Source organism: Lacimicrobium alkaliphilum, assembly GCF_002591895.1.
Lineage (GTDB): Bacteria > Pseudomonadota > Gammaproteobacteria > Enterobacterales > Alteromonadaceae > Lacimicrobium > Lacimicrobium alkaliphilum.
In genome coordinates this window covers 14039-34158 of the sequence record NZ_NISX01000006.1, presented here as the reverse complement: position 1 = coordinate 34158, position 20120 = coordinate 14039, and the positions used below count along the sequence as shown (strand labels likewise).

At 49.4% G+C, this 20120-nt stretch carries 21 protein-coding genes; 12 read left to right on the top strand and 9 right to left on the bottom strand.

What is annotated here, in order from left to right; translation table 11 throughout:
- Window positions 1-20: 20 nt before the first annotated feature.
- The 4 genes from aceE to ampD all read right to left on the bottom strand — a co-directional run bounded on the left by aceE (window position 21) and on the right by ampD (window position 5177).
- A complete protein-coding gene (gene aceE / locus CDA54_RS07305; protein ID WP_099034342.1) occupies window positions 21-2693 on the bottom strand; it encodes a pyruvate dehydrogenase (acetyl-transferring), homodimeric type in 2673 nt (890 codons plus the stop codon).
- An 81-nt stretch (window positions 2694-2774) separates the two neighbouring features.
- The gene (locus CDA54_RS07300; RefSeq protein ID WP_099034341.1) at window positions 2775-3536 is read right to left on the bottom strand and encodes a GntR family transcriptional regulator; all 762 of its coding nucleotides are present in this window, start codon (window positions 3534-3536) and stop codon (window positions 2775-2777) included.
- 274 nt (window positions 3537-3810) lie between these two features.
- The gene (gene ampE, locus CDA54_RS07295) at window positions 3811-4629 is read right to left on the bottom strand and encodes a beta-lactamase regulator AmpE (RefSeq protein WP_099034340.1); all 819 of its coding nucleotides are present in this window, start codon (window positions 4627-4629) and stop codon (window positions 3811-3813) included.
- Complete coding sequence (ampD, locus tag CDA54_RS07290; protein WP_099034339.1) at window positions 4626-5177, bottom strand: 1,6-anhydro-N-acetylmuramyl-L-alanine amidase AmpD; 552 nt, start codon at window positions 5175-5177, stop codon at window positions 4626-4628. Before ampD ends, ampE begins: the two co-directional genes overlap by 4 nt.
- A 118-nt stretch (window positions 5178-5295) precedes the next feature.
- Between ampD and CDA54_RS07285 the strand changes: the two genes are divergently transcribed.
- From CDA54_RS07285 to yacG, 9 genes are all read left to right on the top strand, one after another.
- A complete protein-coding gene (locus tag CDA54_RS07285) occupies window positions 5296-5781 on the top strand; it encodes a retropepsin-like aspartic protease family protein (RefSeq protein ID WP_099034485.1) in 486 nt (161 codons plus the stop codon).
- A gap of 529 nt (window positions 5782-6310) precedes the next feature.
- Window positions 6311-7165, top strand: coding sequence for a carboxylating nicotinate-nucleotide diphosphorylase (gene nadC / locus CDA54_RS07280; RefSeq protein WP_180237158.1), 855 nt, complete (start codon window positions 6311-6313; stop codon window positions 7163-7165).
- Between the two features lie 197 nt (window positions 7166-7362).
- Window positions 7363-7773, top strand: coding sequence for a pilin (locus tag CDA54_RS07275; protein WP_099034337.1), 411 nt, complete (start codon window positions 7363-7365; stop codon window positions 7771-7773).
- A gap of 90 nt (window positions 7774-7863) precedes the next feature.
- Window positions 7864-9081: a type II secretion system F family protein gene (locus CDA54_RS07270; RefSeq protein ID WP_099034336.1), complete on the top strand. Its 1218-nt coding sequence runs from the start codon at window positions 7864-7866 to the stop codon at window positions 9079-9081.
- 32 nt (window positions 9082-9113) lie between these two features.
- The gene (locus CDA54_RS07265; RefSeq protein WP_229748112.1) at window positions 9114-9713 is read left to right on the top strand and encodes a hypothetical protein; all 600 of its coding nucleotides are present in this window, start codon (window positions 9114-9116) and stop codon (window positions 9711-9713) included.
- A 15-nt stretch (window positions 9714-9728) separates the two neighbouring features.
- Window positions 9729-10601 (top strand): prepilin peptidase, encoded by an 873-nt coding sequence (locus CDA54_RS07260; RefSeq protein ID WP_099034335.1) that lies wholly within the window; start codon window positions 9729-9731, stop codon window positions 10599-10601.
- On the top strand, window positions 10598-11212 hold the full coding sequence (gene coaE, locus CDA54_RS07255) for a dephospho-CoA kinase (protein WP_099034334.1): 615 nt from the start codon (window positions 10598-10600) through the stop codon (window positions 11210-11212). Before CDA54_RS07260 ends, coaE begins: the two co-directional genes overlap by 4 nt.
- Window positions 11213-11275: 63 nt before the next feature.
- Window positions 11276-12028, top strand: coding sequence for a cell division protein ZapD (gene zapD / locus CDA54_RS07250; RefSeq protein WP_099034333.1), 753 nt, complete (start codon window positions 11276-11278; stop codon window positions 12026-12028).
- Between the two features lie 25 nt (window positions 12029-12053).
- Window positions 12054-12284 (top strand): DNA gyrase inhibitor YacG, encoded by a 231-nt coding sequence (gene yacG / locus CDA54_RS07245; protein ID WP_099034332.1) that lies wholly within the window; start codon window positions 12054-12056, stop codon window positions 12282-12284.
- Window positions 12285-12607: 323 nt separating this feature from the next.
- On the opposite strand, the gene dxs is transcribed toward yacG, so the two are convergent.
- Genes dxs through xseB form a run of 3 tightly spaced genes read right to left on the bottom strand, consistent with a single transcriptional unit; the run spans window position 12608 to window position 15629 of the window.
- Entirely contained in the window at window positions 12608-14476 is a 1869-nt protein-coding gene (dxs, locus tag CDA54_RS07240; protein WP_099034331.1) for a 1-deoxy-D-xylulose-5-phosphate synthase, read from the bottom strand.
- An 11-nt stretch (window positions 14477-14487) separates the two neighbouring features.
- Window positions 14488-15384, bottom strand: coding sequence for a (2E,6E)-farnesyl diphosphate synthase (gene ispA, locus CDA54_RS07235; protein WP_099034330.1), 897 nt, complete (start codon window positions 15382-15384; stop codon window positions 14488-14490).
- Window positions 15381-15629, bottom strand: a complete 249-nt coding sequence (gene xseB, locus CDA54_RS07230) for an exodeoxyribonuclease VII small subunit (protein ID WP_099034329.1) — start codon at window positions 15627-15629, stop codon at window positions 15381-15383. Before xseB ends, ispA begins: the two co-directional genes overlap by 4 nt.
- 374 nt (window positions 15630-16003) lie before the next feature.
- Between xseB and pomA the strand changes: the two genes are divergently transcribed.
- The 3 genes from pomA to thiI all read left to right on the top strand — a co-directional run bounded on the left by pomA (window position 16004) and on the right by thiI (window position 19262).
- Window positions 16004-16768, top strand: coding sequence for a flagellar motor protein PomA (gene pomA / locus CDA54_RS07225; protein WP_099034328.1), 765 nt, complete (start codon window positions 16004-16006; stop codon window positions 16766-16768).
- A 5-nt stretch (window positions 16769-16773) separates the two neighbouring features.
- Window positions 16774-17700, top strand: coding sequence for a flagellar motor protein MotB (locus tag CDA54_RS07220; RefSeq protein WP_099034327.1), 927 nt, complete (start codon window positions 16774-16776; stop codon window positions 17698-17700).
- A gap of 92 nt (window positions 17701-17792) precedes the next feature.
- Window positions 17793-19262, top strand: a complete 1470-nt coding sequence (gene thiI, locus CDA54_RS07215; protein WP_099034326.1) for a tRNA uracil 4-sulfurtransferase ThiI — start codon at window positions 17793-17795, stop codon at window positions 19260-19262.
- A gap of 36 nt (window positions 19263-19298) precedes the next feature.
- On the opposite strand, the gene CDA54_RS19565 is transcribed toward thiI, so the two are convergent.
- Both CDA54_RS19565 and CDA54_RS07205 read right to left on the bottom strand, forming a co-directional pair.
- Window positions 19299-19469 (bottom strand): hypothetical protein, encoded by a 171-nt coding sequence (locus CDA54_RS19565; RefSeq protein WP_180237141.1) that lies wholly within the window; start codon window positions 19467-19469, stop codon window positions 19299-19301.
- Between the two features lie 346 nt (window positions 19470-19815).
- Window positions 19816-19995, bottom strand: coding sequence for a hypothetical protein (locus CDA54_RS07205; RefSeq protein ID WP_099034324.1), 180 nt, complete (start codon window positions 19993-19995; stop codon window positions 19816-19818).
- Window positions 19996-20120 lie beyond the last annotated feature (125 nt).

Here is a 20120-nt window from a genome sequence, read left to right as displayed (position 1 = left end):
TCTGATTCTCTCCTTACCGATCAGGCGTATAGCGGGTTGAGTTTATCCACATCGATAGAAAACATCTCAATGGCCTCGGCCACGCGTTTTTTATCGATGGAACCTGCTTTTGCGAGTTCATGTAGACTGGCTACAACGATATAAGCCGCATCCACTTCAAAGTGACGTCGCAGATTAGCCCGGCTGTCTGAACGACCGAACCCGTCTGTACCCAGCACACGATAAGAACCGGGAACAAAAGCCCGCACCTGATCGGCATACGACTTAATGTAATCGGTGGCTGCAATAGTGGGTCCATCCACACCTTCACTGAGCAACTGGGTGATAAACGGCACCTGTTCCTCTTTGTCAGGATTAAGCATATTGTGACGTTCACAATCCAGGCCTTCCCGGGCCAGCTCATTAAATGACGTAACACTGTAAACTTCTGAGCTGATTCCGAACTTTTCCTTCAGCAACTGAGCGGCTTCACGCACCTGCAGTAAAATAGTGCCAGAACCCAGCAGCCTGACACTTTGCTTGGTCTTGGTGGCCTTAATCTCATCCAGTTTGTATATTCCCTTGATAATGCCTTCCACTGCATTACTGGGCATTCTCGGCTGGACATAGTTCTCATTCATTACCGTGAGGTAATAGAATACGTTTTCCTGCTCTTCGAACATCCGGCGCATGCCGTCCTGAACAATTACCGCTATCTCGTACCCATAGGTAGGGTCATAGCTGACACAATTAGGAATCAGCCCCGCCTGGGTATGACTATGACCGTCCTGATGCTGCAGACCTTCGCCGTTGAGGGTCGTACGCCCTGCTGTACCGCCCACCAAAAAGCCACGGCACTGGCTGTCACCGGCGGCCCAGGCCAGATCGCCTACACGCTGGAAGCCAAACATGGAATAGTATATGTACACCGGTATCATCGGCAGATCATTGTTCGAATAAGAAGTACCCGCCGCCAGCCATGAGGCCATTGCGCCAAGCTCGTTGATCCCTTCCTGCAAGACCTGGCCCTTCTTGTCTTCACGATAATAGGCCACCTGATCGGCGTCCTGTGGCTCATATTTCTGGCCGTGATGTGAGTAAATTCCTACCTGGCGGAACAGGCCTTCCATACCGAAAGTACGGGCTTCATCGGGAATAATAGGTACAACTCTTTGCCCTACCTCTTTGTCTTTGAGCATGGCGGTCAAGACCCGGACAAAGGCCATAGTGGTAGAGATCTCACGCTCACCGGAGCCTTTGGTTATGGCCTCAAAGGCTTTCAGGGCCGGAGCAGGCAAGTTCTCAGTTGCCTTAGGCCGGCGCACTGGCATATAACCCTTAAGCGCTTCACGACGCTCGCGCAGGTACTTCATTTCGGCGCTGTCTTTATCGAAACGGAAATAAGGCAGCTCTTCTAACTTGTCATCACTGACCGGAATATTAAATCTGTCACGGTACTGTTTGACGGCTGTCATATCCATCTTCTTAACCTGGTGAGCAATGTTCTTGCCTTCACCGGCAGCACCCATACCATAACCTTTTACGGTCTTAGCCAGGATCACCTGTGGACGACCTTTAGTCTCCACGGCACGCTTATACGCCGCATATACCTTAACCGGGTCGTGGCCACCGCGGTTGAGACGCCAGATGTCTTCGTCAGACATATTCGCGACCATCTCTTTGAGTTCAGGATACTTGCCAAAGAAATTGTCACGGGTGTATTTGCCACCTTTGGCTTTGTAGTTCTGATACTCACCGTCCACGGTTTCGTTCATCAGGTCAATCAGCTTGCCTTTTGTATCCCGGGCAAGGAGTGGATCCCAATAACGCCCCCAAATCACCTTGAAAACTTCCCAGCCAGCACCACGGAAATTCCCTTCCAGTTCCTGAATAATCTTGCCATTGCCGCGTACCGGGCCGTCCAGACGTTGCAGATTACAGTTAACCACAAAGGTCAGATTGTCCAGACCTTCACGGGCAGCCAGCCCAATGGCTCCGAGGCTTTCAGGCTCATCGCACTCACCATCACCGAGGAAACACCATACTCGCTGGTTAGAGCAGTCCTTGATGCCTCTGTCGGTCAGATACTTAAGGAAACGCGCAGTGTAGATCGCCTGAATAGGTCCCAGCCCCATGGAAACAGTGGGGAATTGCCAGAAATCCGGCATCAGTTTAGGGTGGGGATAAGACGACAACCCTTTGCCATCCACTTCCTGGCGGAACCCATCAAGCTGATTTTCCGACAGACGCCCCTCAATATAAGCCCGTGAGTATATACCCGGAGACACATGGCCCTGAATATACAGAAAATCACCACCATCCTGCTCATTCGGGGCCTTGAAAAAATGATTGAATCCTACGTCGTAAAGCATCGCAGAAGAAGCAAAACTGGAAATATGGCCGCCAAGCTCAAGATCTTTTTTCGACGCCCGGAGTACCATCATCAGGGCATTCCAGCGAATGGCACTGCGAATTCTGGCCTCAATGCTCTGGTCCCCGGGCATTGTGGGCTCCTGACCGGCAGGAATGGTATTCACATAGGCGGTGGTTGCCGTGTAAGGTAAGTGGCCGCCGTTCCGACGAGCCTTTTCGATCAGGGATTCAAGCAGGAAGTGGGCACGATCTGTACCTTCAGTTTCCAGTACCGCCTCGAGAGACTCGAGCCATTCTTGTGTTTCCTGTGGATCCACGTCTGGCTTCATCTGTTCTGCCATAGCGCTTTCCTTTATCTGGTTAGTGAATTCTGACTGCGGATACCCTCTGACAAGGGGAGCCACTGCTGTTCTGTATCATGGTTATTCCGGCATCTCTATCCGACGCAGCGAACGCTGCAAATTGCTATTTTGCCGGTTTATATTGAGTAAGGTTTCTTCAATAAACGCCAGATGCTCGTTACTGGCCAGTCTGGCCTGTTCCGGATCACTGGCCACTATTGCATCCAGTATTCTTACCCTTTGCCTGTTCATCTGCTCACTGACATCCGGGTCAGCACATAAGACTTCAAGGTTTCGTCGAATGTTATCTTCTAATAAAGGTAACAAACCACGGAAAATATGCAGCATTACTATATTGTGCGATGCCTGGATCATTTGCTGGTAAAAACTGCTTAAGGCTTTCGCCTGTGCCGTTTGATTATCCGGCTCTTTTTGCTGCAGCTTTTGTACGTCTTTGTAGGCTAGCTGAATTTCCTGTTTCTGCGACTCCGTACCTCTTAGCGCCGCATAATAGGCAGCCATGCCTTCCAGTGCCAGGCGAAACTCCAGCAGATCAAACTGAGATTCAGGTCGCGAGGCAATTAATTCCAGCAATGGTGCATTTTCTAAAAGCGCCAGCTCCGACTGCACAAAGGTTCCGCCGCCCTGTTTCCTGTACACCAGGCCTTTAGCTTCAAGTTTCTGAATGGCTTCACGCAAAGAAGGGCGCGACACCGCAAACTTTTCTGCTAATTCGCGTTCTGCAGGCAATCGTTGCCCCGCAGTCAAATTACCGTCGAGGATCATGGACTCAATTTGTTCCAGAATCACATCGGACAGTTTTTTAGCGCGAACTCTTTGCATTATTCAACCAAAATCAAAATGGTAATACCAATTAACCTATTAGCTTAGTGCAAAATAATTCAAAGGTAAAACAAAGATTCAGCTGGTGAATTCAGCAATAACATCAGCAAGGATAGCAATCGAAGCCACATCGCGGCTTCGGTACTGGTCAGACCAAATACATAAAAATCGATTATTTATTCACTAAGACTGAAAAATACTGTCCCGGTCTGATCGTTAAACGCTTCAGAGCTGAACAGGCACATGGGAACAGATTTGGCGCTTGCTCACAGGATCAACTTATCAAGCCGGACAGCGTCAGTACCGCCACTAATACCAACAACGCCATCATGTTGCGTTTTACCAGTCGCACCATAGTGCAGGGCTCATCGGTGCATTCAATGCCTTCAGGCTCAACATACTCGGCAGCTTGCGCAACTTCGGTAACCATTTTACGGGCTGAAGTTTCACGGAAGTATTCAAGCCAGATAGTCAGTCCACGGGAGAAATGTCCGACCACCAGCAATCCGAGTGTATGAAGTCGTACCGGAACCCAGTCAATCAATTCCATCACCTGCATCCAGTTGGATTGCTGTTGATGTTCATGTTGTGTCAGGTATCTGAGCAAATATGCAGATAACACATAAAACAACGCCCCTGCGGCGCCAAACACCACAAACCAGATAGCTACTGCAGCATAATGACGATAATTCACCCATACCAGACACTGGCCCAGGCTGTTACCTGAATCACAGGGGTAGCCTAATTGCTCTGCGTATAGCACGGATGCTTCAGTATCTTCCCGGGATGCCGCTTGCAGATACCCTCTGTAACTCTGGCGCAAGTCCGGGCAACCTATGCATACCATCAGCACAACCGTGTTCACGATAAAGGTGATAAAAAATGCATCCAGCTGAAAAAGCACCAGGCCGATGACCAGCGCAGGAATCAACACTATGGCCAGCAGTACTTGCCGTGACGTGTCAGGTGAGAGAATATCGTGCTTCTCCAGCCATGCGGCATAGCGGCTGGTGTAGAAACCAGACTGCCAGTATGTGGTTTTATTGGTTGCTCTTTCAATCGCCAGCACCAGCAATAAACTGATCAGTGTCATAAAATTTCCCTTAATTGCCTTCTGAAACCCGGCCAGTCAAAGGCTTCACCGGGGTCGGTTTTCCTGCCGGGCGCGATATCACAATGACCGACAATGCGCCCCAGAGTTATCTTAGGATAAGTGTGCATGATATTCGCGGTTAATGTCAGTAAAGTTCTGTACTGGTCGGTGCTGTAGGGGTGGGTATCCGTGCCTTCCAGTTCAATACCAATACTGAAGTCGTTGCAGGCACTGCGCCCCTGATAACAGGACTTTCCGGCATGCCAGGCCCGCATTGTTGTTGGTACATACTGAACCAGACCGCCATCACGGTGGATCAGAAAATGGCTGGACACCCTCAGCCCTTCCAGTTTCCTGAAGTATGGGTGGTCGTCACAGTTCAGGTTGCCGGTAAATAGTTGATCAATAAAGGGACCACCAAATTTCCCCGGTGGCAGGGAGATATTGTGAATCACCAGCAGACTGACGTTGACCCCGGCGGGGCGTGAGTCGCAATGAGAGGAAGGGTGTTTAACGGCTGCACTATTCCAGCCAGAATGATCAAACATACAAGGGATGAATTTGCTATTGGAATGCAGTTACTATAACAGTATACCTCTTATTGCAGATGGAAATCCCTTGTCAGAGCCAGTAAAAGATCCAACTCATCAGAAACTCGGCCGCTGGATGTGGGTAATGGCCTGGCTTTGCGGATTGGGACTGCTCACCCTGTTGTTTGACAAACAGTTGGCCAGACAGTTTAACCCGAATCCCGAACCGGTCAGTTATCAACAAGGCCAGGCCACTGAGGTTAAACTTAAACGCAACCGCCAGGGCCATTACGTAGCCAGCGGCTTGATCAACCAGCAGCCTGTGGTGTTTTTGCTGGATACCGGCGCGACACAGGTTTCGGTGCCTATGCATCTGGCCCAGCGCCTGAACCTGCAACCCGGCGCCGTGCAACGGGTGATGACTGCCAATGGCAGTGTTAATGTCGCTAAAACCCGCATTGATACACTACAGCTGGGCGATTTGACGTTAACAGATCTGGATGCCAACCTTAATCCCGGCATGCAGTCCGATGCCATACTGCTGGGTATGAGTGCACTGAAACAGCTGGATTTCCGCCAGTCAGGTGAGTGGCTGTATCTGACTCCCGCTAACAACTATTAGGCTAGAGCGCCATATAGTTTAAATAAACAACACCAGCGAGAGTTCAAAAAGCGCGCAGGCAAGGCAAATTTTTGAAGGTTTAGTGGGCCTAAATCAAGAAAATTTGCCGCCGGATGCGCGCTTTTTGGGCCTCGCCCTCCGGGAGCGCCTGAAAAAGCCTCACTCTGCGTTCTGGTTGCTTGAAAGAGCACCACTATTCCTGCGCAACCACGCCTTGATTGAGGCTTTTTCAGGCAGCTCTGGTGTTCGTTTTTCAAACTATATGGCGCTCTAGTGCCTGTCCAGAAAGGCAGGTTCCCGCGTGACGCTTACGATGCTGCAGATGTTCAGAGATCAGCCCGGAAGTTCCCCTCTTTCACAACCCCAGCGACTTAGCGCCTCAGCGAGATCAAAAACAAAAAGCCAATGATCTCGCAAAGGCGCAGAGGGCGCAGAGAAAACAACCCCGACAGCCCGGTAAAACCCTGTTTAGGAAAAACCAGTGTATAATCCTCCTTTGATGCTTCTTTCTACTATCTCTGGGTTACCTATGCTGCAACTGGAACAAGAAATAAAACGCGCTGTCGCTGCCGCCCTGGATGAAGATCTGGGCTACCATACGGCCCTTCAGGGCGATATTACCGCCAATCTGATCCCCGAAAATCACTTGGCAAAGGCCACAGTCATCTGCCGACAGGATGCTGTGATTGCCGGTCAGGCCTGGGTTGATGAAGTGTTCCGTCAGTTAGGCGCTACGGTCCAGGTCAGCTGGCAGGTACAAGATGGTGACAGGGTCGCTGCCAACACCACGCTGTTTGAGCTAAGTGGACCCTCCCGAACCCTCCTCACAGGTGAGCGTACTGCACTGAATTTTTTGCAAACGCTTTCAGCCACCGCAACCACCGTAGCTGCTTATGCCAAAGTGCTAAGTGGTACAAACACCAAAATACTGGATACCCGTAAAACCCTACCCGGAATGCGCGCCGCACAAAAATACGCAGTGCGCTGTGGCGGTGGGGTCAATCATCGTATGGGTTTGTTCGACGCATTCCTGATCAAAGAGAATCATATTCTCGCCTGCGGCTCTATTACTAAAGCTGTGGCTACTGCCCGCAAACAGCACCCCGACAAGCAAGTGGAAGTAGAAGTAGAAAATCTTGCTGAGCTGGAGCAAGGGCTTGCCGCCGGTGCCGATATTCTGATGCTGGATAATTTCAGCCTGGCGGATATTAAAGAAGCGGTTAAGCGTAATAGAGGGCAGGCCAAACTGGAAGTTTCAGGAAATGTCACCCTGGATACCCTGCCCGGACTGGCGCAAACCGGGGTGAATTATATCTCTTGTGGAGCACTGACCAAGGATATTCGCGCCATCGATTTGTCCTTACGTATTACCGATAACAACTGAATACACGGTCTCGGGGGTTTAGGGTCTCTCACAATAATCAAGACTCAGGTATTAAACCCAATACTTGTCGGAAAAGAAAAGGGGCCTATACTGACTCTGGAGAAACAAATCAGGTCAGTACATTTTGTCATCTGGCTTGACTATGGTTCCTGTCAGCAAACTTTTACGCATTCATTATGATGCACTGGAGATAAACGATGAAAACTCAGATGACCAATAACAAGGGTTTCACCCTGATTGAATTAATGATTGTAGTAGCCATTATCGGTATTTTGGCCGCTATTGCCCTTCCTGCCTATCAGAATTATACGCAGAAGGCCCGCTTTACTGAAATTACCAATGCTACTGCTGCGGCGAAAACTGCCGTAGAGATTTGTGCACAAACCGGCACTCCACTTGCAGATTGTGACGGCGGTTCCAACGGTATTCCTGATAATGTTCCAGCCGGAGCTGGTATTATTGGATTAACTACCACTGATGGTGAGATTGTGGCCACCAAACCCACTGATTCATCTATTACTGGTGCAGGTACCTTTACCCTGACTCCACAATTGGCCGGCGGTGCAGTTACATGGGAATCTGCCTGTGACCCTGCCACTTTATGCTAAAACTTAATTAGCATAGTAGTAAAAGCCCAGTCTATGCTGGGCTTTTTTGTCTGAGCCTGAGTAGCGGATTGAGCAAGCGGAAAAAACACTATGGCAAAAGCAAAGTCACTGGATATTTTTGTCTGGCAGGGTAAAAACCGCAAAGGCCAGCAGGTTAAAGGCGAGATCAGCGCCAGGTCTATGACCGAGGCCCGCAATCTGCTTAGACGCCAGGGCGTTTCCGCCACCAAAGTTAAAAAATTTACTAAGCCTTTATTTGGCCGAGGTTCTGCGAAAGTTAACGCCGAAGATATCTGCATTGTTTCACGGCAGATTGCTACCATGCTGGGCGCCGGCGTGACCCTGATACAGACCATAGATATGATTGCCGAAGGTCATGCCAAGGCCAGTATGCGCAAGATGCTGACGGATATTGGCAATGAAGTTAAAGCCGGAAACCCACTTTCTACGGCGCTGCGCAAACATCCCGACCATTTCGAAGATCTGTATTGCGATCTGGTGGAAACCGGCGAGCAGTCCGGTGCCCTGGAAACCATCTATGATCGTATCGCCACCTATAAAGAAAAGGCTGAGGCACTTAAATCAAAAATCAAGAAGGCGATGTTCTACCCTATCGCGGTAATTGTGGTGGCGTTTATTGTTACCACCATTCTATTGGTTTTCGTGGTACCCCAGTTTGAAGAGATCTTCAGCAGCTTTGGCGCCGAGTTACCCGCCTTTACCCAGTTTGTACTGGGCATCTCACGGTTTGTGCAAAATAACGGGCTGTATATTGCCGCCGCCATGTTTGTGGGTGCCATCCTCTTTGCCAGGGCCTATAAAAAATCACGGCCACTGAGAGACAGCATTGATAAGAAAATCCTTAAGGTTCCGGTTATAGGCGAAATCCTGAAAAAAGCCTCGATTGCCCGTTTTACCCGCACCCTGTCCACCACCTTTGCCGCCGGTGTGCCTTTGATTGGCGCGCTGGAGTCCGCCGCCGGTGCGGCCGGTAATGCGGTATTCAGAGATGCGATATTGCATATCCGCAAAGAAGTGGCCGGTGGTATGCCGATGAATGTGGCCATGCGTGCCACAGCGGTATTCCCTGACATGGTGACGCAGATGATTGCCATCGGTGAAGAATCCGGTGCCGTCGACGAGATGCTTAGCAAAATTGCCACTATCTATGAGCGTGAAGTGGACGATATGGTAGACGGCCTCACCAGTTTGCTTGAACCCATGATTATGGCAGTCCTCGGGGTGGTTATCGGTGGCCTGATTGTGGCCATGTACCTGCCTATCTTCCAGATGGGTAATGTGGTTTAATTCTTCGCGGTTTTATCGCAAAGAGAATAAAAATGCTAAGAAAATTTATTGTGTTACTTGTATTAGCCGGTGCGAGCCTGGGTCTGCAGGCCAATACCGTGCAACCGGCACCACTGGTGTCTGTACCTACCCATGATGCCTTTTTTAATAAACTCAGAGCCCATTGCGGTAAAGCCTATGCTGGTAAAGTCACAGTCGATACGCCGGCTCAGCCAGGATTTGAAGGCCCCCTGATTATGCATGTGCGCAAATGTGAAGCGCATCAGTTACAAATCCCCTTTCATGTTGGTAATGATCATTCCCGTACCTGGATCCTGACCAAAACCGGTTCAGGAATAAGCCTTAAACACGATCATCGCAACGCCGATGGCTCTCATGATACGTCAACCATGTACGGGGGCCACACAACCGATGCAGGCTGGGACAATGTCCAGTCATTTCCTGTGGATCAGTATTCCAGAGAACTTTTTGTCAGTCAGGGGATCCCGCAGTCCAACACTAATATCTGGCAAATGTATATTTACCCTGAGCGTTTTACCTATCGCCTTATCCGTGAAGGCCGTGAGTTCAGAGTGGATTTTGATCTGACTCAACCTGTAGCGCTGCCTCCTGTGCCCTGGGGTTATGAATAACAACAGGCTGATGCCATGAACGAAATAATGATGTTACTGGAAAATTCGCCTGCGGTTCTGATCACCTTTACTCTGCTGTTGGGATTAATGATAGGCAGCTTCCTGAATGTAGTGATCCACAGATTGCCGATTATGATGGAACGCAGCTGGAAGCAAGAGTATCAAAGCTATTTTCACCCTGAAAAAAGCACTCAGCCGGCACCTTTTAACCTGATCAAACCGGACTCTGAGTGTCCGCAATGTCAGCATAAAATACGTGCCTGGGAAAATATCCCGCTGCTGAGCTGGATATGGCTTAAGGGTAAATGCAGCCAATGTAAAACACCCATTTCCGTTCGTTATCCGTTGGTAGAGTTACTGACAGGAATAATCAGCGGCTGGCTGGCCTGGCATTTTGGATTTGGCTGGCCTTTACTGGCCGCGCTGTTTCTCAGTTGGTTGTTAGTGGCGATGACGTTTATCGATCTGGATCGTATGTTGCTGCCAGATCAACTGACCCTGCCTCTGTTATGGCTAGGGCTGCTGCTAAGCACCCAGCATGTTTTCGTCTCTCCTGTTGATGCCATTATCGGTGCCGCAGCCGGATACCTGAGCCTGTGGTCGGTTTACTGGGGCTTTAAACTGCTGACCGGTAAGGAAGGCATGGGCTATGGTGATTTTAAGTTGTTGGCTGCACTGGGCGCCTGGATGGGCTGGCAGTATCTGCCGATGATTATTTTGCTGTCATCTTTTGTCGGTGCAATACTGGGTATCATCATGTTATCCCTGCAAGGAAAAGAAAAAGGCCAGGCCATACCCTTCGGCCCTTACCTGGCGTTAGCCGGATGGATAACCTTCTTGTACGGTGAACATCTTAGTGATCTCTACTGGTCCTGGATGCTGGCGTGAGTCACTTATTGGTTGGGCTGACTGGTGGAATTGGCAGCGGTAAAACTCGGGTATCCGATATGTTTGCCAAGCTGGGAGTGAGTGTGATTGATGCCGACATTCTTGCCCGTGATCTGGTGGCACCCGGAATGCCGGCACTCAGGGCAATAGAAGAAAAGTTCGGGAAACATATCCTGGATAACAGCGGCATGCTGAATCGCCGAGAGCTAAGGGAAAAAGTGTTTTCTGACCCCGAACAAAAACACTGGCTGGATAATTTGCTCCACCCTCTGATTCGGCAGGAATTAGTAAAACAAGGCAAAGAAGCCCCCTCTGAGTATGCTATCCTTGCTGTACCCTTGCTGGTTGAGAACCAACTGAATAAACTGGTGGACAGAACGCTGGTTGTCGATGCTGAACCTCAACAGCAGCTAAAAAGGGTTATCAACCGGGATGATGTGAGTGAAGAGCACGTACAAAGCATCATCAGTCACCAGGCCAGCCGGACGGAGCGCCTGGCTATCGCAGATGATGTGATTGACAATAATGGTGAGCTCAGTCAACTACAGCCTCAGGTACAGAAACTACACGAAAAATACCTGAAACTGGCTAAAATCAGTGTAAAAGCTTGAATTAAGACTGTTTTTACGTTGTAGTTCCGAAAGCGCTGCTGTCACCATCAATGAGGTAACCGAATGAATCAGGCTGTTTTTGAATTCCCGCTCAACGAGAAGGTTCGCACCTATCTGCGTCTTGAGCAGTTATTCAAACAGCTCAGCCAGGCCAACAGCGCGCAGGAAGACTGGCAGTACGTTAAGTTTATTGAATCACTCTTTACCCTGCTTGATTTAGCTGAAAGAGTGGATGTACGCAATGACCTGCTTAAAGATATCGATTTACACGAAAAGAATCTCGACCACTGGGCGCAACATCCGAACATCGATATGGCTGCATTAAAGCAGGCCAAAGATAATGTGGCCGGGCTGCGCGATGCACTTAAAAGTGCGAAGAAGTTTGGTTCCGCTCTTAAAGAAGAAAAATTTCTGATGTCGATCCGCCAGCGCTTCTTTATTCCGGGCGGCGCTTGTAGCTTCGATTTACCCAACCTTCATTATTGGTTACGCCAGTCTCAACAATATAAACAGCAAATATTGCTGGGTTGGCTGGATGAGTTTTCACTGATGAAGCAAGCCATAGAACTCACCTTGTCATTCCTGAGAGAACGAGGCCGCTTTGAACAGGTAGAGGCTGAAAAGGGTTTCTATCAGGGGGTAGCCGATGATAAAAATGAGATGATTCGTGTCTATTGCCAGACGGATCAGGGCTACTTCCCGACTCTCAGCGGTAACAAATATCGCTATGCGATTCGATTTATGTTTTTTAATCCTGAAGAGGCGGGCCAGGTTGCCATGGAGTCAATGGTCACCTTCAGGCTCGCCAGTTGTTAATCTGAACCGCCACAGAAAAAAGCCAATGAAAGTGAACTGCCCAACTTGCGAAAAAGAAGTGGAATGGGGAAATATGAGCCCCTATCGACCCTTTTGCAGTAAAAAATGCCAGTTGATTGACCTCGGTGAATGGGCCAACGAAGAAAAAGCCATTCCTGTAAAAGGCCCTCAGGACGAGGCCAACGCTCAGATGGATATTGAAGATATTGAGGCCATGCTGAGCGAGCAGGAACAGGATTTCTTTAAACCTTCCTGAACTTCAAGGCCTTTTTCACCACGGAGACGCAGAGATCGCTGAGGGTCAATCCCGCATGGTGTTAGCGGGAATCCAGTGCCTTTTTGTGAACGATTGATTTTTCAGTTCTCGGGGCCTCTGAGCAATTAAACAAAAAAGCCCGGGATCTCGCAAAGAAAAGCATAAACAGGCTCTGTCTTTTTTCGTGGTTGAAGCTTTTTTACCACCAAAGGCAGGAACGGATATTTGTTACCGCGAAGCCATTGAGGCGACTGGGCCCTATAGCGCCAATTCCGTATCCCTCTGCGACTCTGCGGTGAACAATTCTTTTTTGTGGTTGGTGGTCAGGTTTTTTCCACAAACTCGCGGATCTGTTCAATAATACCCGGGCCATCTATTTTCAACTCAGCATACATTTGCTGCTGAGTACCTTGCATAATAAATTGATCCGGTAATCCCAGACACACCAACTGAGATCCGAGCTTGTTATTATGCAGGCATTCACCCACTGCACTGCCTGCCCCCCCCATAATGGCACCGTCTTCTATGGTCACCAGAGTATTGTGCTCTGCTGCTATTTGCTTTAACAAAACGTCATCCAGGGGTTTAACAAATTTCATATCCACCAGAGTGGCATCTACTTCTTCTGCCGCATGTCTGGCACCAGGTAATAAGGTGCCAAAATTCAGAATCGCAATATGCTGACCCTGGCGCAAAATTTCCCCTTTGCCCAATGGCAGAGTCGTCATCGCGTCCTGAACCTCAGCACCACAGCCCTGGCCCCGTGGATATCGCACCGCAGCAGGTTGGCTGAGCTGATAGCCTGTATACAACATTTGCCGGCACTGATCCTCATCACTGGGTGTCATAATGACCATATTGGGTATACAACGCAGGTAGGGAATGTCGAAAGCGCCCTGGTGAGTTGGCCCGTCTGCTCCAACAATACCGGCTCTGTCAATAGCCAGCAGCACCGGTAGATTCTGCAGGGCGATATCGTGTATTAACTGATCATATGCCCGTTGCAGGAAGGTGGAATAAATTGCCACCACGGGTTTAAGACCCTCTTTGGCCAGCCCTGCCGCAAAGGTCAGAGCATGCTGCTCTGCGATCGCCACATCGAAATATTGCTGTGGAAAACGCTGCGAGAATTCCACCATCCCCGAGCCTTCTCGCATGGCCGGTGTGATAGCCATTAGATCTTCGTCCTGCTCGGCCATATCACACAGCCAGTTGCCGAATATCTTTGAAAACGTCGGGCCCGATGCTTTGGTCTTCGGCAGGAAGTTCTCACTGGGATCGAATTTCGGCACTGCGTGATAATTGATCGGATCCTGCTCTGCCCGCTCATACCCTTTGCCCTTTCTGGTCACGATATGCAGCAGGTTAGGACCGCTGAGCTTACGCATATTACGCAGAGTGTCGACCAGCCCATTCACATCATGACCGTCGATGGGCCCAATATAATTAATTCCCAGTTCTTCAAAAATAGTGCCCGGCACCACCATGCCTTTGATATGCTCTTCGGCGCGGCTGGCAAACTCTTTTATCGGTGGCACATTGCTTAGCAGCTTTTTGCCACCGTCACGGATGGAGTTGAAAAAGCGCCCGGTAAGCAGTCGGGCCAAATGACTGTTCAGCGCACCGACATTCTCGGAGATAGACATTTCATTGTCATTCAACACCAGCAATAAATCTTTATCCATGTCTCCGGCATGATTCATGGCTTCAAAGGCCATACCTGCAGTCAGTGCACCATCACCGATAACAGCAACAACTTTGCGGTTCCGGGCCTCTTTCTCCGCAGCGACTGCCATACCCAGCGCGGCACTTATAGACGTCGAAGAGTGGCCCACAGCAAAAGTGTCATATTCACTTTCTAATGGCCAGGGAAAAGGATGGAGACCGTCTTTCTGGCGAATACTGGACATCCGTTCGCGGCGGCCGGTAACAATTTTATGGGGGTAAGCCTGGTGGCCTACATCCCAGATTAACCGGTCAAACGGCGTGTTATACACATAATGCAATGCCACCGTCAGCTCAACAGTGCCGAGACCGGAAGCAAAGTGCCCACTGCTCTGGCTGACACTGGCGAGCAGATACTGACGTAACTCAGTAGCAAACTGATGTAATTTTTCCTGTGGCAACTTTCGCAGCTGAACAGGGTCATCGGCCAGCGACAACGTCGGGTAGTGAGCTAAATCCAGAGTCATGTGATTAATTTCTAATAATTTCGATGAATAATGTAGTCCGCAAAGGACGCTAATGAAGAGGTATTGTATGGCAAAGCGTCTAAGGCTTGAAGCGCTTCTTGATAAAGCTGCTCAGTCAAAGATATTGCCCCCTGCAATCCCAATAAGGCGGGGTAGGTGCTCTTTTTCATCAACACATCAGATCCCTGAGGTTTCCCCAGGGTTTGCGTATCACCAGTAATATCCAGAATATCGTCCTGCACCTGAAACGCCAATCCCATGGCACCAGCATAGTTTGAAAGCAACGTCACTTCATTGTGTTTCAGGCCAGCCATAGCAGCGGGTATCAATAACGCGGCCTGAAGCAAAGCACCGGTTTTACTTTTATGTAACGCTTCGAGGTCAGACAGGGAAATTTTCTTATCAGTGGCGGCCAGGTCCAGTGCCTGACCACCACACATACCACTGTAACCTGACGCTCTGGCCAGCATTCCTATAATCGTTACCCGATAATCCGGCATCCTTTGAGAGACAGGCATGGTCGCGAGCATATCGAATGCCAGAGCCTGCAGTGCATCGCCTGCGAGGATCGCTGAGGCTTCACTAAAAGCCACATGACAGGTGGGCTTTCCCCGACGCAATTCATCATTGTCCATGGCGGGCAAATCATCATGAATAAGTGAGTAGGTATGGATACATTCGAGAGCCATAGCGGGCGCATCCAGCTCTTCCATACTCAGCTCAAGCATATTTCCACAAGCATATACCAGGGCAGGGCGAATTCGCTTACCGCCATTTAAAAGCGCATAAGCCATCGCTTCTTTGAGCTGTGGAGCTACATCGGGAAGCTGTTTTATTTGATTTTCCAGGCCAGAGTTTACCCTTTGCTGATACAGGTTGAACTCTTTGTGCCAATCTGCGTGCTTCACTGAGTCGGCTCATCAGAGAAAGGAACCAGCTCAGACTGCCCCTGCTGTTGAAGCAATTGCTGGACTTTCTGTTCAGCCTGACGCAAACGATTCTGGCTCAACCGGGTTAATTCAACCCCACGCTCGAATTGCTGTAATGCCTTATCCAGCGGCAACTCACCCTGCTCCATCTGTTCTACAATTTGTTCAAGCTCGTTAAGAGCCTCTTCGAAGCTTAAGTTTTCATTTTTTTTTCGGCTTGTCATAGGAAGAAGTTACTGTCATTACTGTGCTAAAGGGAAGCCTCCCGACGACGCCGGGAAGTGTCTGGCACATTACCGGACGGCCTATAACGGGTCAAACACTTTGTCATACTACCAGGCTCAGGTGGCCACAAAATGCAGGTTGCAACTAGTACTACGGGCATTTGAAGTTGCAGAGGTGTAAATGCGACTTCAGGATTATCTTTGAGTGTCGATAAATTGGTGAAATAACTCAATCACTTATCCTGTTTTTTTACGGATACAATAATACCCTTTGAGACTTGTTGCCGGACCATGAAATAGGGCAATATGTAGACTGAGGCTATGATATACGGGTTCTGGAAGATTAAATAACCAGGGGTTTTGGGGAGAAAAGTGTGGATTTAGCAACCCTGATTGGCATGTTAGGTGCGATGGGCTTTATCGTAATGGCCATGGTGCTCGGTGGCGACATCATGATGTTTGTAAACGTGCCATCCATACTGATCGTATTCGGCGGCTCCATTTTTGTCGTTATGACATCTTATACACTGGGTCAGTTCTTCACGGCGGGCAAGATTGCCGCTAAAGCCTTTATGTTTAAGATAGAATCACCTGAAGAGTTGATTGAGAAAATAGTCGAAATGGCTGATGCCGCCCGTAAAGGCGGATTTCTGGCGCTTGAAGAAGCAGAAATCAATAATGAATTTATGCAAAAAGGCGTCGATATGCTGGTAGATGGCCATGACGTGGATGTGGTGCGGGGGACTCTCGCGAAGGATATCTCGATGACCACAGAACGACATGAATTCGGCGCATCCATCTTCAAGACACTTGGCGATGTGGCACCCGCTATGGGTATGATAGGCACCCTGATTGGATTGGTGGCGATGCTTTCAAATATGGATGATCCGAAAGCCATTGGTCCGGCTATGGCCGTTGCCCTGTTGACTACACTTTATGGCGCGTTTTTCGCCAATGTCATTGCCATTCCGATAGCTAACAAGCTAATCAACAGGGCCGAACAGGAAAAGCTTAACCAGAGTGTGGTACTGGATGGCATTCTGGGTATCGCCGATGGTCAGAACCCAAGAGTGATCGAAGGTTTACTGAAAAATTATTTGGCCGCCAATAAACGTGCTGCCGGTGAACCGGATGAGTAACTACTATGGCTGATCAACAAGATTGTCCCAAATGTCCACCTCCCGGGCTCCCCGCCTGGATGGCGACCTTTGCCGATCTGATGAGTTTGCTGATGTGTTTTTTCGTGTTGCTGTTGGCATTTTCCGAAATGGATGTGCTTAAGTTCAAGCAGATTGCCGGTTCAATGAAGTTTGCTTTTGGGGTTCAGAATAAAATTGAAGTCAAAGACATCCCTAAGGGAACCAGTGTTATTGCCATGGAATTCCGCCCGGGTAAGCCCGACCCGACTCCGATAGAGAACATCCAGCAACAAACCATCGAAATGACGCAGCAAATGCTGGAGTTTGAAGCGGGTGAGGAGGACTCGGCCGGCGGCAGACAAAAGCAGCGGGGAACACAGCGCGGCGGTAAATCGCAACAAACGGCGCAAGCCTCACCCAGCGCAGCTGCACAAGCTGCCAGCGAACAAACCAGTGAACAAATGAAAAAGATTGCTCAGGAACTGCAACAGCAGATCATGGATGGTGCAATAGAAATGGAATCCCTGGGCCAACAAATAACAATCAGGATAAAAGAAAACGGGGCTTTCTCTGCGGGCTCGGCCTTTTTACAACCCCAGTTCATTCCGGTACTGCGTAAGGTAGGCCGGCTGTTGGTGGATATCCCCGGCACCATTGAAGTATCAGGCCATAGTGATAACCAGCAAATCTCAAATGAACTCTACCGTTCCAACTGGGATCTTTCAGCCCAGCGAGCCGTTGCAGTAGCAGAGGCCATGCGTGGAGCCGAAGGCTTTGATGAATCACGCATGTCGGTTGTCGGTCTGGCTGATACCGCCCCTCTGGCAGACAACAACACGGCAGAAGGGCGTACACAAAACCGACGAGTAGAGATTACCATAAATCAGGGGGAAGCCATGGAGGCCGGACCGATTTCCATCGTAGAACCCTGACTTGTGAAAGCCATTCCTGACTTAGCGTCAGATTGGGGTTAACGGCAACTTTTGCTATACTCCGCGCACTTTTTCATTGGCTCCACGTAGTTATGAAGTTCATTCTTAAACTCCACCCTGAGATCACGATAAAAAGTGACTCGGTCAGACGACGCTTTACCCGCATACTCGAATCCAACATCCGCAACCTTTTCAAGCCCTATGAATTTAAAGTTGCCTTGTGGAACCGGTGGGATAAGTTGATCCTCGAAGCCAAAACCACATCCCGCAGCGAAATTGAACAGGTACTGGATCAACTAAAACGCATCCCGGGTATAGAACAATGCCTGCAGGTACAACAAAGTGAATATCATAGCCTGGATGATATCTATCAGCAGGTGAAAGCGGTATGGGGTGACAAACTGGCAGATAAGCGCTTTGCAGTGAAAGTGCGTCGCCGGGGTAAACATGATTTCACCTCCATGGATGTGGCCCGCTATGTGGGAGGGGGGCTCAATCAGCACTGTGATAGTGCCGGTGTAGACCTGACCAATCCTCAAGTGCTGATTGAACTGGAAGTGGACAAAGATCAGTTACTGATTATCAACAACAGGTTTAAGTGCCTCGGTGGTATGCCCCTGCCAACGCAGGAAGATGTGATTTCACTGATTTCCGGCGGCTTTGATTCAGGTGTGTCCAGTTACCAGATGATCCGCCGCGGCGCCCGTACCCATTACTGTTTCTTTAATCTGGGTGGCAAGGAGCATGAAATAGCCGTAAAACAAGTTGCCTGCTATCTTTGGCAACGGTTCGGCGCATCTCACAGGGTCAAATTTATCAGCGTTAATTTTGAGCCTGTGGTAGAACAAATACTCGAGCGTACCGACAATGGACTGATGGGCGTGGTGCTTAAACGTCTGATGTTAAAGGCTGCCAGTATTGTGGCCGACAACCTCGCCGTATCAACACTGGTTACCGGTGAGGCGATGGGGCAAGTGTCGAGCCAGACGCTGTCAAATCTGGCAGTGATTGATCGGGCAACCGACAAGCTGGTACTCAGGCCGCTGATCTGTATGGACAAAGCAGAGATCATTAATCTGGCCCGTGAGATTGGCACAGAAGACCTGAGCAAAAGTATCCCGGAATACTGCGGCGTTATTTCCAATCGTCCCACTGTAAAAGCAGACTTAGGGCAGATTGAGCAACAACAGACTCTTATAGACGAAGGGCTGATAGAAAGTTTAGTACAGGCCGCTTATGTAGAAGATATACGCCGCATCGTCAGGGAAGCGACTGAAGAAGTCAGAGAAGTGGAAACGACACAATCTCTGCCTGACAAAGCCGTAGTACTGGATATTCGCAGTGCCGAAGAGCAAGAGCGGGCCCCTTTACGGGTAGAAGGCAAAGAGGTGAAACATCTGCCCTTTTATCGCCTTGCCAGCCAGTTCCCCAACCTGGACCAGAACAGGCAGTATTACCTGTTCTGCGACCGCGGTGTGATGAGCCGAATGCAGGCTCTTCTGCTACACGAAAACGGGTATACAGATGTTAAAGTTTTTCGTCCTAAGACAGTGAGACACTGACAACGCCCTGAGTGGTATCTCTGTAAAAAATTCAGGTTACCGGATCAGGTGCAGCAGTATTTCGACTCCCCGATAATGATATTTCATATGCAACAAAGCACTTTGCTCCATCATCAATTCGAGGGGAGCCTGTGCCTGAGGGGTGAAACCGGGATCATTACTGGCAATCAGGCTGATAAAATATTGTCCTGTTGCGTCATGCCACATCTTCCCCTGATAACTGTAACCAGACCTGTTGCCCCACATATCCATGAAGATAAAATCTGCCAGTCTGTTTTATTCCCCGAGTCCGGACTGAATCTGATATTGCCCTGTACATTAGGCAGGGTTACACCTGACTCCTGGTAGTCGTTTAGCTGCCAATGTCCCTGTGGCATAAAATACTTTTCCTGCTGCTGTGGTTGAGCGGTTGACGAATTACTTCCTTCCTGTGAGCTACTGGCGGGCGTTGCAGAGGCGTGCTGCGGGTCTCGTGGTGTTATCGTCCTCACTTTTTGCAGCGGTTCTGAGGTTTCCCCCATAGCCGGCTTGCTCGCAGGCAGTAGCCTGGGTGCTAACAGTAGCCCACCCCTGCCACAATCAGAATGATGGAAGGGTTACTGACATCCAGCTTGATCCCAAAGCCTTCGAGGTAGTTTTTATTGCCGTCCCGATTGCCGAAAATGAAGAGTCCCAGACCAACCAGGATAAGGAGAACCCCGGTGGTAAGTAGAATCAGATCGAATGTATCCAAAATACGCAATCCTTATGCCTATGCCATGCACCATAGCAATTCTCTCAGACAATCAAACTGATAACGACGACATACCTCAGAGATAAAAGACCATTACCATGATAGCGTAAGTCTGGCATAAAAAT

What these genes read in the sequence shown, in the direction of transcription:
- aceE (WP_099034342.1), bottom strand. Translation starts at nt 2,693, where the DNA reads ATGGCAGAACAGATGAAGCCAGACGTGGATCCACAGGAAACACAAGAA.
- CDA54_RS07300 (WP_099034341.1), bottom strand. Translation starts at nt 3,536, where the DNA reads ATGCAAAGAGTTCGCGCTAAAAAACTGTCCGATGTGATTCTGGAACAA.
- ampE (WP_099034340.1), bottom strand. Translation starts at nt 4,629, where the DNA reads ATGACACTGATCAGTTTATTGCTGGTGCTGGCGATTGAAAGAGCAACC.
- ampD (WP_099034339.1), bottom strand. Translation starts at nt 5,177, where the DNA reads ATGTTTGATCATTCTGGCTGGAATAGTGCAGCCGTTAAACACCCTTCC.
- CDA54_RS07285 (WP_099034485.1), top strand. Translation starts at nt 5,296, where the DNA reads ATGTGGGTAATGGCCTGGCTTTGCGGATTGGGACTGCTCACCCTGTTG.
- nadC (WP_180237158.1), top strand. Translation starts at nt 6,311, where the DNA reads ATGCTGCAACTGGAACAAGAAATAAAACGCGCTGTCGCTGCCGCCCTG.
- CDA54_RS07275 (WP_099034337.1), top strand. Translation starts at nt 7,363, where the DNA reads ATGAAAACTCAGATGACCAATAACAAGGGTTTCACCCTGATTGAATTA.
- CDA54_RS07270 (WP_099034336.1), top strand. Translation starts at nt 7,864, where the DNA reads ATGGCAAAAGCAAAGTCACTGGATATTTTTGTCTGGCAGGGTAAAAAC.
- CDA54_RS07265 (WP_229748112.1), top strand. Translation starts at nt 9,114, where the DNA reads ATGCTAAGAAAATTTATTGTGTTACTTGTATTAGCCGGTGCGAGCCTG.
- CDA54_RS07260 (WP_099034335.1), top strand. Translation starts at nt 9,729, where the DNA reads ATGAACGAAATAATGATGTTACTGGAAAATTCGCCTGCGGTTCTGATC.
- zapD (WP_099034333.1), top strand. Translation starts at nt 11,276, where the DNA reads ATGAATCAGGCTGTTTTTGAATTCCCGCTCAACGAGAAGGTTCGCACC.
- yacG (WP_099034332.1), top strand. Translation starts at nt 12,054, where the DNA reads ATGAAAGTGAACTGCCCAACTTGCGAAAAAGAAGTGGAATGGGGAAAT.
- dxs (WP_099034331.1), bottom strand. Translation starts at nt 14,476, where the DNA reads ATGACTCTGGATTTAGCTCACTACCCGACGTTGTCGCTGGCCGATGAC.
- xseB (WP_099034329.1), bottom strand. Translation starts at nt 15,629, where the DNA reads ATGACAAGCCGAAAAAAAAATGAAAACTTAAGCTTCGAAGAGGCTCTT.
- CDA54_RS07220 (WP_099034327.1), top strand. Translation starts at nt 16,774, where the DNA reads ATGGCTGATCAACAAGATTGTCCCAAATGTCCACCTCCCGGGCTCCCC.
- thiI (WP_099034326.1), top strand. Translation starts at nt 17,793, where the DNA reads ATGAAGTTCATTCTTAAACTCCACCCTGAGATCACGATAAAAAGTGAC.
- CDA54_RS19565 (WP_180237141.1), bottom strand. Translation starts at nt 19,469, where the DNA reads ATGTGGCATGACGCAACAGGACAATATTTTATCAGCCTGATTGCCAGT.